The organism is Variovorax boronicumulans NBRC 103145, from assembly GCF_001591345.1.
GTDB lineage: Bacteria > Pseudomonadota > Gammaproteobacteria > Burkholderiales > Burkholderiaceae_C > Variovorax > Variovorax boronicumulans.
The window spans coordinates 19794-35739 of the sequence record NZ_BCUS01000064.1 but is presented as its reverse complement, the minus strand read 5'-3'; the positions used below and the strand labels follow the sequence as shown (position 1 = coordinate 35739).

Below are 15946 nucleotides of genomic sequence, written 5' to 3'. Positions count from 1 at the left end.
CCGCGGTGCAGCAGCACGCAGGTGGCGCCCAGCGCGGCCAGCCGCGTGGCCGTGGCGTAGCCGATGGCGCCGAGGCCGCCGGTGATGACGGCGATCTTGCCGTGGAGTCGGGATTGGGGATCGAAGCTCATGGGATGAAGGGAAGTTGCAAAATCAGGGGATCGGTGGGCGGGGGAACTTCATCTCGCCGGGTTCGAGCTGGAAGTCGTACTGCAGCGTGGCGCTACCGCGGTCGGGCGCGAGCGCGAAGCGGCCGATGAGCTGGCGCGTCACGCCGAAGGTCGGGTCGCTCTCCAGGTTCTCGTCGTCGTCGGCGAACACCTGCGTGACCAGCACCTTGTGGCCCGGCTTGCTCAGCATGAAGTGCAGGTGCGCAGGGCGGTTCGGGTGACGTTGCTGTGCGCGCAGCAGCACGCCGCAGGGCCCGTCGGTGGGCACCGGGTAGCCGGCGGGGCGCACGCTGCGGAAATGAAAGCGGCCTTGCGCGTCGGTGGTGAAGCGCCCGCGCAGGTTCATGTCGTCCTGTTCCGGGTCCTGGTTCTCGTAGAGCCCGACCGGTGAGGCCTGCCACACGTCGACCGTGACGCCGGCCATCGGCTGCCCGCCCACGTCGCGCACCGTGCCCGTCACCTCCAGCGGCGTGCCGGGCGTGCCCGAGCGCGCGATGCTTTCGCCCGCTGCGCAGGCCGGCGAGTTGGCGCGCCAGAAGGGGCCCAGCAGCGCGGCCGGCGATTCGCCGTGCGGGTCCTGGTTGTTCTGCAGCGCCACCACGGTGGACACGCCCAGGATGTCGGCCGCCAGCACCACCTCGTTCTTGGTCTCGCCTGTGGCGTGGCCGATGGCGACGATGAATTCGAGCGCCTGCTCGAACTCTTCCTCGGTCAGCTTCACCTCCTGGACGAAGGCGTGCAGGTGGCGCGTGAGCGCGTCCATCACGGTGCGCAGGCGCGGATCGGGGGTGCGTTGCATGGCGTCGAGCGCAAAGCCGAGCACCGAATCGGGGGAGGTGGCGATGTTCATCTGCAATTCTTGCAATCGTTTGCATGATCTTAAGTCAGATTCTGGAAAAGTAAAATGGAGGGTATCCGGGACGCCAGAATGGGAATTCGCCAACCATGGCGCACCGGATGACCAACAATCGTTTGCACCAATGAGCACCCATCCCCCTTCCAGCCCCGTCACCATCCGCGACGTCGCCCGTGCCGCCGGGGTGCATGTGTCGACCGTGTCGCGCGCGCTCAGCCCCGAGAAGCGCTCGCTGATCAGCGACGAGGTGTTGCGCGTGGTCGAGGAGGCCGCGCAGCGCCTGGGCTACCGGCCCAACCGCGCGGCCTCGGCGCTGCGCACGGGCCGCACGCACACCATCGGCGTGCTGGTGCCTGACATCACCAACGCGGTGTTCCCGCCGATCCTGCAAGGCATCGAGGCCAGCGCGGCCGCGCGCGGCTACTTCGTGTTCGTCACCAACGTGGTCGATCCGGCGCTCGCGCGGCCGGTGCTCGAGCGCATGCTGGCGCAGCGCGTGGACGGCGTGATCCTGGCCACCGCCACGCGCGACGATCCGCTGGTCGACTTCGTCGCCAAGGCCGGCATGACCGCGGTGCTGGTCAACCGCGCCGACGAAACCGGCCGCCTGCCTGCCGTGGTGAGCGACGACCGGCTGGCGATGAAGCTCGCGGTCGACCACCTCGTGGGCCTGGGCCACAAGCGCATCGCGCATCTGGCGGGGCCGCAGACCATCCCCACCGGCGTGGGCCGCCTGCTGGGCGTGGAGCAGGCGCTGCGCGACCACCGCATGAAGCCGGCCCGCATCGTCGAGTGCGCGAGCTACAGCCGCGAGGCGGGCGCGGCCGCGATGAAGCAGATGCTCGCGGCCGGCGCCGCGCCGCAGGCCGTGGTCTGTTGCAACGACCTCGTGGCGCTGGGCGCCTACGACGCGCTGCGCGAGGCCGGCCTGCGCGTGCCGAAAGACATCTCCATCACCGGCCACAACGACATGCCGCTGGTCGACATGGTCGATCCGCCGCTCACCACCATCCGCCTGCCGCACCGCGAACTCGGCTGGCGCGCGGCCGAGATGCTGTTCGAGGAGATCGACGGGCAGGCGCTGTCGGCCTCCACCGTGGTGCTGCGGCCGGAGCTGGTGGTGCGCAAGTCGACGGCCGCGCCGGCCGCGCGCTGAACGAAGACGAAAACAAATGCATCCGCAGGGCGAAGCGCGCACTTCGCACGGAGAATCGTCGGCCATTCTTGGCTCCGTGTTCCGCTTCCTTTTCGCATGCGCTTTCGCCCCGTCTTCCTGCTTCTTTCCCTCGGTCTTTTCCTCCCGCTGCTGACCCACGCCGCGTCGCCGCGCACCTGCCTCGTCGTCGGCGTGAGCGACGGCGACACGCTCACCGCGCGCTGCGGTCGCAGCGGCGCCTATGAACAGGTCAAGGTGCGCATCGCTGCCATCGACGCGCCCGAGAAAGCGCAGCCCTACGGCCAGCGCAGCCGCCAGGCGCTGAGCCGCCTGTGCTACGCCGAGAAGGCCGTCATCACCGAGCGCGACACCGACCGCTACGGCCGCACCGTGGCCGACGTGCGCTGCAACGGCGAAGACGCCGGCCGCCGCCTGGTGGCCGAGGGCTGGGCCTGGGTGTACGACTACCACGGCATCGCGAAGAAGCGTGGCGGCGATCTGTTCCGCCTCGAGGCCGCGGCGCGCGCGCAGCACATCGGCCTGTGGGCCGACACCGCGCCGACGCCGCCGTGGGACTGGCGCCGCGAACGGCGGGAGCAGCCGCGCAACAACAACAGCAACCACGGCGGTAGCTCGCAGCCATGGGGCGACGTGCGCTTCGAACCCCTGTCATGACGGCTTCATGGGCGCGCGGGAGCATCGCAGGCTCCCACGATTCCCACGGACCTTCAGGACATGGCCAAAGACTTCGCGCGCATGGAGGACTCGAACCCCTCCGGCAATCCCACCATCCACGACGTGTCCGATCCGCAGCGGCGGGTCTTCGTGCGCGGCGGCCTGGCAGCGGCCGTGGCAGGCCTGTTCGGGCCGCTGGCCGGCTGTGCCAGCACGGGCAGCGGCGGTAGCAACAACGCCGTGAGCGGCCTGGGCCGCAGCATCGGCTTCAAGAGCGTGCCCATGGCGGCGGTCGACCAGGTGGTCGTGCCCGAGGGCTACCGCACGCAGGTGCTGTACCGCTGGGGCGACCCCACGGGCATCGCGGGCCGCATGCCCGCCTTCAAGACCGACGCTTCCGACTCCGCCGACGACCAGGCGCTGCAGGCCGGCATGCACCACGACGGCATGGCCTTCTTCCCGCTGGACGGATCGAACCGCGGCCTGCTGGTGCTGAACCACGAGTACGTGGACGACGGCCTGCTGCACACCGACGGCATGAAGACCTGGAGCGCCGCGAAGGTGCGCAAGTCGATGCATGCGCACGGCGTGTCGGTGATCGAGCTGCAGCGCGGCGGCGCGGCCTGGCAGCAGGTGCTGCCTTCGCGTTTCGCGCGCCGCATCACCGCGCTCACGCCGATGACGCTCACCGGCCCCGCGGCCGGCCATCCGATGCTGCGCACCGCGGGCGACCCCTCGGGCACGCAGGTGCTCGGCACCTTCAACAACTGCGCCAACGGCCAGACGCCGTGGGGCACCTACCTGACCTGCGAGGAAAACTTCGCCGACTACTTCGAGGGCACCGCCACGCCCGACGCGCACCAGAAGCGCTGGGGCCTCAAGAAGGGCAACGGCGCCAAGTACCGCTGGTACGAGCACGAAGAGCGCTTCGACGTCGCCAAGCACCCGAACGAATCGAACCGCTACGGCTGGGTGGTCGAGATCGATCCGCAAGACCCGAGCTCCACCCCGCGCAAGCGCACCGCACTGGGCCGCGCCGCGCACGAAGGCGCCGCCGTGGCGCTTACCGACGACGGCCGCGCCGTGGTCTACATGGGCGAGGACTCGCGCTTCGAATACATCTACAAGTTCGTGAGCCGCGACAAGGTCCGCCCCGGCGGCGCCGCCGCCAACCGCGACCTGCTCGACCACGGCACGCTCTACGTGGGCCGCTTCGACGTCGACGGCACGGGCGAATGGCTGCCGCTGGAGCAGGGCAAGGGCGGGCTGGTGGCCGACAAGGGCTTCGCCACGCAGGGCGACGTGCTCATCAAGTCGCGCCAGGCCAGCGACATCCTCGGCGCCACGAAGATGGACCGCCCCGAGTGGACCACCGTCGATCCGCTGACGAAGGAGGTCTACTGCACGCTCACCAACAACAGCAACCGCGGCGCACCGGGCCAGCCCTTCATGGACGCGGCCAACCCGCGTTCCAACAACACGATGGGCCAGATCATCCGCTGGAAGGAAAGCGGCGACCTCGACGCCACGAAGTTCGCGTGGAACCACCTCGTGCTCGCGGGCGACCCGAAGCAGACGCGCTACGAGGCGCAGGGCAACGTCAAGGGCGACGCCTTCGGCAGCCCCGACGGCCTGATGGTCGATGCGCGCGGCGTGCTGTGGATCCAGGCCGACGTGTCGACCTCCACGCTGGGCAAGGGCGAGTACACGAACCTGCCCAACAACCAGATGCTGGCCTGCGACCCGACGAAGGGCGAGATCCGCCGCTTCCTGCTCGGCCCGGCCGGCTGCGAGATCACCGGCCTCACGGCCACGCCCGACCTGCGCACGCTGTTCATCAACATCCAGCACCCGGGCGAGCCGGCCAACGAGCGCAGCGACCCCGAGCGCCCGCTCGCCGTGTCGAAGTGGCCCGACGGCGCAGGCCGGCCGCGCTCGGCGACCGTGGTCATCACGAAGATCGACGGTGGGGTGATCGGCAGCTGACGCAGCCAAGGGGGCGCCTCGCGGGGCGCCCTCGGGGCTTCAGCAGTGGCCCGAGTACCGGCAGCGCATCTCGGGCATGAGCAGGCCCCAGACGAAGCTGATCGCGCACACGACCAGCATCAGCAGCGCGAACATGCGCAGGCCCTCGGCGCCCCAGCGCGGCGCGAAGATGCTCACGAGAAAGCCCGAGAGGAATGTGCCTTCGAGCCAGGCCGCGCCGCCCCAGCGCAGGATCCAGAGCCAGAACAGCGCATCGAGCGCATGAAAGACGACCCACCAGAGCAACGTCATCGCGCGGCGTGGGGCGTGCCTACGACTCGCTGCGGCCCTGCACGTCGGCCACCACGCGCGCGTTGCGCTGGAAGCTCCAGTAGGCGCTGGCCCAGTCCCACATCACGACGACGCGGTTGCGGAAACCGATGAGGAAGTACGCGTGCGCGAACAGCCAGAACAGCCACGCGGGCCGGCCGCTGAAGCGCAGCGGGCCGAAGGGCGTGCCCAGGTCGACCACGGCCGAGTTGCGGCCGATGGTGGCCAGGTTGCCGTAGTCGGCGTAGCGGAATGGCACGGTGGGCTGGCCCGCCAGGCGGCGCAGGATGTTCGCCGCCGCCGCACGGCCGGCCTGCTTGGCGCCGGGCGACACGCCGGGCACCGGCTTGGGCGGCTTGCCGGGCGCGTGGCTCATGGCGGCGGCCAGGTCGCCCACCACGCTGATCTCGGGGTGGCCCGCCAGGCTCAGGTCGGGCTCGACCTTGATGCGGCCCGCGCGGTCGCACTCGACGCCCGTGGCGTTGCCGAGCAGCCGGCCCAGCGGCGAGGCCGCGACACCGGCCGCCCACACCACGCAGCTGCTGGGAATGCGGTAGCTCTGCAGCGGCGCGCCGTCGGGGCCGCCGCCGGTCTGCACTTCGAGGCCGGCGTTGTCGATGGCGGTGACGCGCGCGTTCAGCCGCACCTCCACGCCGAGCCGTTCCAGTTGTTCGAGCGCCTTCTGGCTCAGGCTTTCGGGCATGGCCTGCAGCACGCGCGGGCCGCCCTCGACCAGCAGCACCTGCGCGCTGCCGGGGTCGATGCGGCGGAACTCGCCCGCGAGCGTGTGCTTGGCGATCTCGGCCAGCGTGCCGGCCATCTCGACGCCGGTCGGCCCGGCGCCGATCACCACGAAGGTGAGCAGGGCGCGGCGGCGTTCGGGGTCGGCGGTGGTCTCGGCCGTCTCGAAGGACATCAGCACGCGGCGGCGGATTTCGAAGGCGTCGGCCAGCGTCTTCAGGCCCGGCGCGGCGGGCGCCCACTCGTCGTGCCCGAAATAGCTGTGCGTGGCGCCGGCCGCCACGATCAGGTGGTCGTAGGCCACCTGGCTGCCATCGGCCAGCTGCACCGTGCGCGCGGCCGGGTCGATGCCCGTCACCTCGGCCAGCAGCGTGGTCACGTTGGCCTGCTTGCGGAACAGGGCGCGCACCGGCGCCGCGATCGATGGCGCAGCGAGCCCGGCGGTCGCCACCTGGTACAGCAGGGGCTGGAACAGGTGGTGGTTGGTCTTGTCGATCACCGTCACATCGACGTCGGCCCGCTGCAGCTTGCGCGCTGCCTCGAGTCCGCCGAAACCGCAGCCGATGATGACAACGTGGGGCCTAGCCGAAGGAGAGGGGGTTTGCATCGTCCGGATCATACGCAGCGGGCCGGGGCGTTCCGGGGCCGCTTGCGCGCAGGACGGGATCCCGCGGCGGCGCGGCGGCGGCGTCTTGTCCTACGTGCTTTTGTCGCCCGAATGGGCTAAAACTTCCCGCTGACCTGAGAAGGTGTGAACGAACCCGCCATGCCCGCTCATCCCGCGCAGACGCGTGCCCTCGGCGTTGCAAATGCTCGCCGCAGCCCGAGCTGCGACTGCGCTTTGCGCCTTGATGGCACACGCCTGCGCGGGCCGCTCGGACACGGCGGATTCATTCACACCTTCGAACTGGAGACACCATGATGTTTTCCCGGCCGATCGCCCCCGTGGCGAGCGCCTTGCGCGAGCAATTCCGCACGGTGCGCGCCGCCAGCCTGGCGCTGGCCGCGCCGCTGTCCGCCGAGGACCAGTGCATCCAGTCGATGCCCGACGCCAGCCCGACCAAATGGCACCTGGCGCACACGACGTGGTTCTTCGAGACCGTGCTGCTGCAGCCGCATGCGGCGGGGTACCGACCCTTCGACGCGCGTTTTCATTACCTCTTCAACTCCTACTACGAGGCGCTCGGCCCGCGCCACCCGCGGCCGCAGCGCGGCCTGCTCACGCGGCCGTCGCTGGACGAAGTGCACGCCTACCGCCGCCATGTCGACGAGGCGGTGCTCGCGCTGCTGGCGGCGCCGGAGGCGCTCGACTGGGCGGCCATCGAGGCCATCGTCGCGCTCGGGCTGAACCACGAGCAGCAGCACCAGGAGCTGCTGCTCACCGACATCCTGCATGCGCTGTCGTGCAACCCGCTGCTGCCGGCGTACAAGCCCGCGAGCGGCCCCGCACGGCGGCTGGCCGCCGTGCCGGCCGAGGTGCGCTGGCTAGAACAGCCGGGCGGCACGGTCGAGGTCGGGCATGCGGGCGAGGGCTTCTGCTTCGACAACGAGACGCCGCGCCACGCCGCCTTGCTGCGCCCCTACGCCATCGCCGACCGGCTGGTGAACTGCGGCGACTTCGCGCAGTTCATTGCCGACGGCGGCTACCGGCGGCCCGAGCTGTGGCTGTCCGACGGCTGGGCCACGGTGCAGGCCCAAGGCTGGCGCCACCCGGCCTACTGGCTCGAAGCCGACGACCCGCGCATCGCCACCCTCGGCGCGGGCGGCGGCCATGCCGCTCCCGCCGGCTGGCAGGTGTTCGGCCTGCACGGCGTGCGGCCGATGGAGGCCGACGCACCCGTGTCCCAGCTGAGCTTCTACGAGGCCGCCGCGTACGCCGAATGGGCCGGCGCACGGCTGCCCACCGAGTTCGAATGGGAGACCGCCTTCGACGCGCCCGGCATCGCGCAGATGAGCGGCCACGTCTGGCAATGGACACGTTCCTCGTACGACCCGTACCCGGGCTTTCGTCCGCTGCCCGGCATCGCGGCCGAATACAACGGCAAGTTCATGGTGGGCCAGCTGGTGCTGCGCGGCGGCAGCGTGGCCACGCCGGCCGGCCACACGCGGTCGAGCTACCGCAATTTCTTTCCGCCGGCGGCACGCTGGCAGTTCTCGGGGCTGCGGCTCGCGAAAGACCTTTGACCGACACCTCGATGGAGCCGAGCACCATGCGCAATCCGACCGCCCCGTTCGTCCTCGCCAGCCACCTGCAGCGACAGGAAGCAGCGACCCCGCCCGACACCGCCCCGTGGTCCGAGTTCGGCCGTGCCATGCAGGCCGGCCTGGCGCGCACGCCGCGCCACATCTCGCCCAAGTTCTTCTACGACGTGGCCGGCTCGCAGCTGTTCGACCGCATCTGCGAGCTGCCCGAGTACTACCCCACGCGCACCGAGCTGGGCATCCTGGGCGCCTGTGCCGGCGAGATCGCCGCGCAGATCGGGCCGAACGCCGAGATCGTGGAGTTCGGCGCGGGTTCGCTCACCAAGGTGCGGCTGCTGCTCGATGCGCTCGAATCACCCAAGCGCTATCTGCCGATCGACATCTCGGGCGAGCACCTCGAAGCCGCGGCGGCGCGCCTGAAGGCCGACTACCCGGCGCTCGCGGTGCAGCCCATCGCGGCCGACTACACCATGCCGCTCGTGCTGCCCGCGCCCCTGGCCGGGGCGGGGCGGCGCGTGGGCTTCTTCCCGGGCTCGACCATCGGCAACTTCGAGCCCGACGAGGCGCTGGCGTTCCTGCAGCTCGCGGCGCGCATGCTGCGCGGCGGCGGCCTGCTCATCGGCGTCGACCTGGTGAAAGACCCCGACCGGCTGCACGCGGCCTACAACGACGCGCAGGGCGTGACGGCGGCGTTCAACCTCAACCTGCTGCGGCGTGCGAACGCGGAGTTGTCGGCCGACTTCGACCTCGACGGCTTCTCGCACGCGGCCTTCTACAACGCGCCGATGCGCCGCATCGAGATGCACCTCGTGAGCCGGCGCGCGCAGAGCGTGCAGCTGCGCGGCGAGCGTTTCTCCTTCGAGGAAGGCGAGACCCTGCACACCGAGTACTCGCACAAGTTCACCGTCGAGGGCCTGCAGGCCCTGGCGGTGCGCGCGGGCTTCCGCGTCGGGGCGGTGTGGACCGACCCCGAGCGGTTGTTCAGCGTGCACTGGCTGCTGAGCTGAACGGCCCTCAGCGCTCAGGACAGATCGGCGCCGTTCACGAGCCTGACCGGGATGCTGGCCAGGTCCACGCCTTCCAGGCAGCGTGCATTGATGGCCCATCCCGTGAACGGCAGCTTGCCTTCGGCCGTCTCTTGCGCGGTCGGCGCGCTGGGAATCCGGAACGGCATGATTCCGCAGGTGGGGCAGAAGTAGTCGCGTGCGGTCCGCGTGTGCCATTCATAGACCGTGAGGTCTTCCAGCGGCGTGAGCAGGCGAAGCGCCGATGCGGGCACACGGTGAATCAGCGCGCCCCGGCGCCGGCACACGGAGCAGTTGCAGCTGCGGACATGGTCGAGGTCGGTGTCGACCTCGAAGCGGCACGCGCCGCAGTGGCAGGCGCCTTGGTACGTTGTCACGGGCAGCGCGTTCCTAGCTGTCCAGCCCCGCCAGGCACACGTACTTGATCTCGAGGAAGTCGTCGAGCCCGTACTTCGAGCCCTCGCGCCCCAGCCCCGACTGCTTGACGCCGCCGAACGGCGCCTCGGCCGTGGACACCAGCCCGGTGTTCACGCCCACGATGCCCGACTCGAGCGCCTCGGCCACGCGCATGATGCGGCCGATGTCGCGGCTGTAGAAGTACGCGGCCAGGCCGAACTCGGTGTCGTTGGCCGCGGCGATGGCCTCGGCCTCGGTGTCGAACGCGAAGATCGGCGCCAGCGGGCCGAAGGTTTCCTCGCGCGCGAACAGCATCTCGGGCGTGGCGCCGCCGATCACGGTCGGCTCGTAGAACAGGCCACCCAGCGCATGGCGCTTGCCGCCCGCGAGCACGGTGCCGCCCTTGGCGACGGCGTCGGCCACGTGCTCCTCGATCTTCTCGACCGCCTTGGCGTCGATCAGCGGGCCCTGGTTCACACCGGCCTCGGTGCCGTTGCCGACCTTCAGTGCGTTGACCTTGGCCACCAGCTTCTGCGTGAAGGCTTCCAGCACACCGCGCTGCACGTACAAGCGGTTGGCGCACACGCAGGTCTGGCCGGTGTTGCGGTACTTGGAGACCATCGCGCCTTCGACGGCGGCATCGACATCGGCATCGTCGAACACGATGAAGGGCGCGTTGCCGCCGAGTTCGAGCGACAGCTTCTTGATGGTGTCGGCCGACTGTTTCATGAGCGTGCGGCCCACCTCGGTCGAGCCGGTGAAGGTGAGCTTGCGCACGATGGGGCTGCGCGTCATCTCGCCGCCGATCTGGCTGGCCGAGCCGGTGAGCACCGACAGCAGGCCCTTGGGCACGCCCGCGCGTTCGGCGAGCACGGCAAAGGCCAGCGCCGAGAAGGGCGTCTGCGTGGCCGGCTTCACGACCATCGCGCAGCCGGCCGCGAGCGCGGGCCCGGCCTTGCGCGTGAGCATGGCGGTGGGGAAGTTCCAGGGCGTGATGGCCGCGGTGACGCCCACGGGCTGCTTGAGCGCGAGGATGCGGCGGTCGGCTTGCGGCGCGGGAATGGTGTCGCCATACACGCGCCGCGCTTCTTCGGCGAACCACTCGATGAACGAGGCCGCGTAGGCGATCTCGCCGCGGCTCTCGGCCAGGGGCTTGCCCTGCTCGGTGGTCATGATCAGCGCGAGGTCGTCCACGTTCGCGAGCATCAGGTCGTTGAGCTTGCGCAGGATGGCCGAGCGTTCCTTGGCGGGCACCTTGGCCCAGGCCTTCTGCGCCTTTTCGGCGGCGGCGATGGCGCGCACGGTTTCCTCGGTGCCGCACATCGGCACGGTGCCGATCTGCTCGCCGGTGGCGGGGTTGGTGACGGCGACGGTGGTGCCGTTGTCGGCATTCACCCAGGCGCCGGCGATGCAGGCCTGCTGGCGCAGCAGGGTCGGGTCTTGGAGCTTCAATGGCATGGAATGTTGTCTCAGGCTTGCAATGCGGCGGCGAGGATGTCGAGGCCTTCGCCGAGCACCGCGTCTTCGATGGTCAGGGGGAACAGGAAGCGGACCACATTGGCGTGCACGCCGCAAGTCAGCAGCAGCAAACCCGCGTCGCGCGCTCGGGTTTGCACCTGCTTCGTGAACTCGGGGTCGGGCGCGCCGTCGGCGCCCGCGAACTCGACCGCCACCATCGCGCCCAGGCCGCGCACGTCCGCGATCTGCGGCACCTTGGCGCGCAGCCCTTCGAGGCGCGCCTTGAGCCGGTCGCCCAGCACCTGCGCGCGCTCGCACAGGCGTTCGTCCTCGATCACGTCGAGCACCGCATGCGCGGCCGCGATGGCCAGTGCGTTGGCGGCGTAGGTGCCGCCGAGCCCGCCGGGCGCGGGCGCGTCCATGATCTCGGCGCGGCCGCACACGGCCGACAGCGGCGTGCCGCCGGCCAGGCTCTTGGCCATCGTCATGAGGTCGGGCACCACGTCGTGGTGGTCCATGGCAAACCATTTGCCGGTGCGCGCGAAGCCGGTCTGGATCTCGTCGGCGATCAGCAGGATGCCGTGGCGGTCGCAGATCTCGCGCAGCGCGCGCATGAACGCGGGCGGCGCGGCGTAGAAGCCGCCTTCGCCCTGCACCGGCTCCAGGATGATGGCCGCCACCTGCTCGGGCTCGATGTCGGCCTTGAACAGCTTGTCGATGGCGCGCAGCGAATCGTCCACCGACACGCCGTGCAGCGCGATCGGCGCGGGCACGTGGAAGATGCTGCCGGGAAAGGGCCCGAAGCCGGTCTTGTACGGCACCACCTTGCCCGTGAGCGCCATGCCCATGAAGGTGCGGCCGTGAAAGCCGCCGCCCAGCGCGATCACGCCCGGCCGGCGCGTCGCGGCGCGCGCGATCTTGATCGCGTTCTCGACCGCCTCGGCGCCGGTCGTGAAGAAGGCGGTCTTCTTGGCGTGGGTGCCGGGCGTGAGGCGGTTCAGGCGCTCGGCCAGCGACACCACGCTCTCGTAAGGCACCACCTGGTAGGCCGTGTGGGTGAAGCGCTCGAGCTGCGCGCGAATGGCCTCCACCACGCGCGGATGCCGGTGGCCGGTGTTGAGCACGGCGATGCCCGAGCCGAAGTCGATGTAGCGCCGGCCTTCGACGTCCCACAGCTCGGCGTTGAGCGCGCGCTCAGCGTAGATGGGAAAGCCGATGCCGACGCCGCGCGGCGTGGCGGCGATGCGGCGCGCGTCGATGGCGGCGTTGGTCCTGGATGTCATGAGATTCCTTTGTTGCTTGTGTTGGTTGGAGGCTCAGTGGCTGCCCGGCGCCACCATGCGATGGCGGATCTGGTCGGCGACCACGGCCACGATCAGCAGGGCGCCCAGCACCACCATCTGCAGGTACGAGCCCACGCTGGCCAGGTTCATGCCGTTCTGCACCAGGCCGATGAAGATGGCGCCCATCACCACGTTGGGCACGCGGCCGATGCCGCCGCGCAGGCTCACGCCGGCGATCACGCAGGCCGCGATCGATTCGAGCGCCACGGTGCCGCCGAGGTTGGCCTCGCCGGTTTCCACGCGCGCCGTGAGCAGCAGGCCGCTCACGGCCGCCAGGCCCGCGCACAGCAGGTAGGCCATGAGCAGCACGCGGCGCGTATCGATGCCCGACAGCGCCGCGGCCTTCGCATTGCCGCCCACCGCGAGCAGGTGCGTGCCCGTCGGCAGGCGCCCCATGAGCACGCCCATGCCGGCCACGCACACGGCCGTCACGAGAATCGGCACCGGCACCCCGAGCACGGCGCCGAAGCCGAACAGCTCGCTGAACTGCGCCGGCATGCCCGACACCGGCACGCCGCCCGTGAGGAACAGCGCAAAGCCGAAGCCGATCGACTGCACGCCCAGCGTCACGATGAAGGGCGACACGCCGATCACCGCCACGCCGAAGCCGTTGACCAGGCCCACCACCAGCCCGGCGAGCATCCCGCAGGCGCAGCCCACGAGCACCACCATCCAGGCCGCGTCGGGAAAGGCCGCGCCCAGCGCCTGCATGGCGAGCGCCGAGACCACCGAGGTGATCGCCATCACCGTGCCCACCGAGAGGTCGAAGCCGCCGGTGACCAGCGCCAGCATCTGGCCCAGCGACACGAGGATCAGGTAGACCGACTGGCGCAGCAGGTTCACGAGGTTCTGCACCGTGAGGAACTGGTCGGACAGCGTGGCGAACACCACGCAGGCAATCACCAGCATGAAGGGCAGCACGCCCAGGCGCAAAAAGAGGCTGCGCAACAGGCCGAGGGCGCGCCCGGCCAGGCCGGGCGTGGGAGCCGCCGGGGCGGCGGTGAGTGAAGGCGAAGTCATGAGGAGGGGTTCTCGCTGGGGCCGAAAAACAGGTTGAGCACGGCGGTTTCCTGGATGGCGTCGCCGTGCAGCTCGCCGGCGATCTCGCCGCGGCACATCACGTACACGCGGTGGCTCAGGTGCAGCACCTCGGGCAGGTCGGACGAGATCACGACCACCGCGGCGCCGCCTTCGCAGAGCTTGCGGATCACCTCGTACAGCGCGCTGCGGGTGCCGACGTCCACGCCGACCGTGGGCTCGTCGAACACGTAGAGCGCGGCGTCGCGCGTCATGCCCTTGCCGAACAGCACCTTCTGCTGGTTGCCGCCCGAGAGCAGGCCCACGGGCCGTTCGAGGTTGCGCGGCGCGAGCTCGACGCGCTCGGCGGCCGTCGTCGAAAGCCGTCGCCCGAGGCGCTTGCGCAGCCAGCCGCCGCGCCCGCGCAGCGGCCCATGCACGAGGGGCAGGGTGATGTTGGCGCGCGAGGTGAAGCCGAGCACCAGTCCTTCGCCCTTGCGGTCGGGCGGCAGGTAGAACAGGCCCTCGTCGAGCAGCTGGCGCACCGTCGCGCCGGTGCGCGGCCGGCCCCTGAACAGCACGCGGCCTTCGCTTACGGGGTCGAGGCCGTAGATCGCGCGGAACAGCTCCGACTTGCCGCAGCCGACCAATCCGGCCAGCCCGACCACTTCGCCGCGCCGCACCGTGAGGCTGGCGTTCCGCACGCCGTTCGGCGAGGCCAGCCCTTCGACCTGCAGCACCACCTCGCCGGGACTGGCCGTGATGCGCGGGTAGATGTTGTCGATGGCGCGCCCGCTCATCAGCTCGATGAGCCGGTCGGCGCTGGTCGCATGCGCGTCCACGGTCGTGACCTTGCGGCCATCGCGCAGCACCGTGATGCGGTCGGCGATCTGCGCGATCTCCTGCATGCGGTGCGAGATGTAGACGATGCCCACGCCGCGTGCCTTCAGCCGCGCCACCAGTTCGAACAGGCGCTGCGTCTCGGTGTCGGTGAGCGAGGCCGTGGGTTCGTCGAGGATCAGCACCGACACCTCGCCGCGCAGGCCCTTGGCGATCTCCACCATCTGCTGCTGCGCGCGCGTGAGGCCCGCCACGGGCGCGTCGACATCGATCTCGAAACCCAGGTCGGCCAGCATCGTGCGGGCGCGTTCGCGCACCGCCGTGCGGTCGAGCAGGCCGCCCTGGCACGGCTCTTCGCCCAGGCTCAGGTTCTGCGCCACCGACAGCGTGGGGATCAGCGAGAACTCCTGGAACACCGCGCTGATGCCGTGGCGCCGCGCGTCGTGCACGTTGGCGAACTTCACCGGCGCGCCGTGCATGCGGATCTCGCCCGCCGTCGGCACGTTGGCGCCGGCCAGTAGCGAGATCAGCGTCGACTTGCCGGCGCCGTTCTCGCCGAACAGCACGTGCACCTCGCCGGCGCGCAGCTCGAAGTCCATCGCATCGAGCGCGAGCACGCCGGGGTAGCGTTTGCCCAGGCCGAGGGTCTGCAGCAGCACAGGTGCCATGGCCGGCTTACTTGACCTCGAACACCGGCTTGAAGCCGGTCGGCGGCAGGATGTCGGCCTGCTTCACGGTCTTGATGTTGCCGGCGTCGACCACGAAGATCTTCGGGCCGACGTGCTTCACCACGTCCTTGTTCTCGAGCAGGCGCACGGCCTGGTCGACCGCGATGCGGCCCTGGATCACCATCGAGTCGGCCGGCGCGGCCACGATGCGGCCCTTCTGGATGCCTTCGTACACGCCCGGCGTCATGTAGAACGAGAGCACCTGCACCTTCTTGTCGAGGTTGCGCGCGCGCAGGATGCCGGTGGCGGCCTCGGCGGTCACTGCCGTGCCGGCCACGTAGGCCAGGTCGGGGTTGCCCTGCAGCACGTCCTCGACCAGCTTGGCCTGCGCCTCCTTGCCGGTGTCGCCGTACTTGGGGTCGAGCACCGTCACGGCGCTGCCCTTGATCGCCTCCATGAAGCCCTTGTGCGCGGCCTCGACCCAGCCCGCGCCGGCCGGGCCCGGGAACCAGCCGACCTTCACCGGCGGCGAGCCTGCGGGGTGCTTCTTGGCCAGGTACTCGCCGGTCGACTGGCCCATCGTGTAGAACGACACCAGCGACTTGGCCGACAGGTCGGGCGAGCTGATGCCGTTCACGAGGTCGATCACCGGCACCTTCTTGGCGGCCGTGGCCTTGATGACGTTGTTCAGCCCGTCGCCCGAGATCGCGCCGATGACCACGGCGTTGGCGCCGCGCGCCACGCAGTCCTCGATCTGCGAGACCTGCTTGCTCAGGTTGGTGTAGCCGCCCGCGTCGACCACCTGCAGCTTCACGCCCAGGCGGCGCGCCTCTTCGATCACGCCGTAGTCCACGCCGAGCCAGTAGGCGTCCTTCATGTGCGGGAACGACACGCAGATGTCCCACTTCTTCGACGCCTTGGCCAGCGGCGTGTAGTCGATGGGTTTCTTCGTGCCCTCGGCCGAGAAGGCGGGCTCGGTGGCCTCGGCCTTGTAGGGAAACCAGTCGGCGGCCGAGGCCGGGGCGTGCCACGCCAGGGCCGTGGCGAGCGAAGCGGCGATCAATGAAACGCGCAGGGGCGAGCTGTTCATGAAGAACTCCTTGG

The 15946-nt window shown here is 70.3% G+C and carries 14 protein-coding genes; 5 read left to right on the top strand and 9 right to left on the bottom strand.

Going from position 1 to position 15946, the window contains the following annotated elements:
- Nucleotides 1-153: 153 nt before the first annotated feature.
- Nucleotides 154-1020 carry a dioxygenase family protein gene (locus VBO01S_RS18740; protein ID WP_062477656.1) on the bottom strand — a complete coding sequence of 289 codons (867 nt, stop codon included), beginning with the start codon at nt 1018-1020 and terminating at the stop codon, nt 154-156.
- A gap of 130 nt (nt 1021-1150) precedes the next feature.
- Between VBO01S_RS18740 and VBO01S_RS18735 the strand changes: the two genes are divergently transcribed.
- The 3 genes from VBO01S_RS18735 to VBO01S_RS18725 all read left to right on the top strand — a co-directional run bounded on the left by VBO01S_RS18735 (nt 1151) and on the right by VBO01S_RS18725 (nt 4843).
- Complete coding sequence (locus tag VBO01S_RS18735) at nt 1151-2182, top strand: LacI family DNA-binding transcriptional regulator (protein ID WP_062477653.1); 1032 nt, start codon at nt 1151-1153, stop codon at nt 2180-2182.
- 96 nt (nt 2183-2278) lie between these two features.
- A complete protein-coding gene (locus VBO01S_RS18730; protein WP_082818193.1) occupies nt 2279-2857 on the top strand; it encodes a thermonuclease family protein in 579 nt (192 codons plus the stop codon).
- Nucleotides 2858-2917: 60 nt separating this feature from the next.
- Nucleotides 2918-4843 (top strand): PhoX family protein, encoded by a 1926-nt coding sequence (locus tag VBO01S_RS18725; RefSeq protein ID WP_062477650.1) that lies wholly within the window; start codon nt 2918-2920, stop codon nt 4841-4843.
- A 39-nt stretch (nt 4844-4882) separates the two neighbouring features.
- On the opposite strand, the gene VBO01S_RS18720 is transcribed toward VBO01S_RS18725, so the two are convergent.
- Complete coding sequence (locus VBO01S_RS18720; RefSeq protein WP_062477647.1) at nt 4883-5134, bottom strand: hypothetical protein; 252 nt, start codon at nt 5132-5134, stop codon at nt 4883-4885.
- A gap of 19 nt (nt 5135-5153) precedes the next feature.
- Nucleotides 5154-6500 (bottom strand): NAD(P)/FAD-dependent oxidoreductase, encoded by a 1347-nt coding sequence (locus VBO01S_RS18715; protein WP_062477668.1) that lies wholly within the window; start codon nt 6498-6500, stop codon nt 5154-5156.
- Between the two features lie 311 nt (nt 6501-6811).
- Here VBO01S_RS18715 and egtB point away from each other — a divergent pair, with 311 nt between their 5' ends.
- Together egtB and egtD are read left to right on the top strand one after the other, a co-directional pair.
- Entirely contained in the window at nt 6812-8077 is a 1266-nt protein-coding gene (egtB, locus tag VBO01S_RS18710; RefSeq protein WP_062477644.1) for an ergothioneine biosynthesis protein EgtB, read from the top strand.
- Nucleotides 8078-8103: 26 nt separating this feature from the next.
- Nucleotides 8104-9102, top strand: coding sequence for an L-histidine N(alpha)-methyltransferase (gene egtD / locus VBO01S_RS18705; RefSeq protein ID WP_062477665.1), 999 nt, complete (start codon nt 8104-8106; stop codon nt 9100-9102).
- A 14-nt stretch (nt 9103-9116) separates the two neighbouring features.
- On the opposite strand, the gene VBO01S_RS18700 is transcribed toward egtD, so the two are convergent.
- Genes VBO01S_RS18700 through torT form a run of 6 tightly spaced genes read right to left on the bottom strand, consistent with a single transcriptional unit; the run spans nt 9117 to nt 15932 of the window.
- On the bottom strand, nt 9117-9497 hold the full coding sequence (locus VBO01S_RS18700) for a GFA family protein (protein WP_062477642.1): 381 nt from the start codon (nt 9495-9497) through the stop codon (nt 9117-9119).
- 13 nt (nt 9498-9510) lie between these two features.
- Complete coding sequence (locus VBO01S_RS18695) at nt 9511-10974, bottom strand: NAD-dependent succinate-semialdehyde dehydrogenase (RefSeq protein ID WP_062477639.1); 1464 nt, start codon at nt 10972-10974, stop codon at nt 9511-9513.
- Nucleotides 10975-10985: 11 nt separating this feature from the next.
- The gene (gabT, locus tag VBO01S_RS18690; protein WP_062477638.1) at nt 10986-12257 is read right to left on the bottom strand and encodes a 4-aminobutyrate--2-oxoglutarate transaminase; all 1272 of its coding nucleotides are present in this window, start codon (nt 12255-12257) and stop codon (nt 10986-10988) included.
- Nucleotides 12258-12290: 33 nt separating this feature from the next.
- Nucleotides 12291-13337, bottom strand: coding sequence for an ABC transporter permease (locus tag VBO01S_RS18685; RefSeq protein ID WP_062477633.1), 1047 nt, complete (start codon nt 13335-13337; stop codon nt 12291-12293).
- Nucleotides 13334-14842: a sugar ABC transporter ATP-binding protein gene (locus tag VBO01S_RS18680; protein ID WP_062477630.1), complete on the bottom strand. Its 1509-nt coding sequence runs from the start codon at nt 14840-14842 to the stop codon at nt 13334-13336. The genes VBO01S_RS18685 and VBO01S_RS18680 overlap by 4 nt, the downstream gene beginning before the upstream one ends.
- A gap of 7 nt (nt 14843-14849) precedes the next feature.
- Complete coding sequence (torT, locus tag VBO01S_RS18675; protein WP_062477628.1) at nt 14850-15932, bottom strand: TMAO reductase system periplasmic protein TorT; 1083 nt, start codon at nt 15930-15932, stop codon at nt 14850-14852.
- Nucleotides 15933-15946 lie beyond the last annotated feature (14 nt).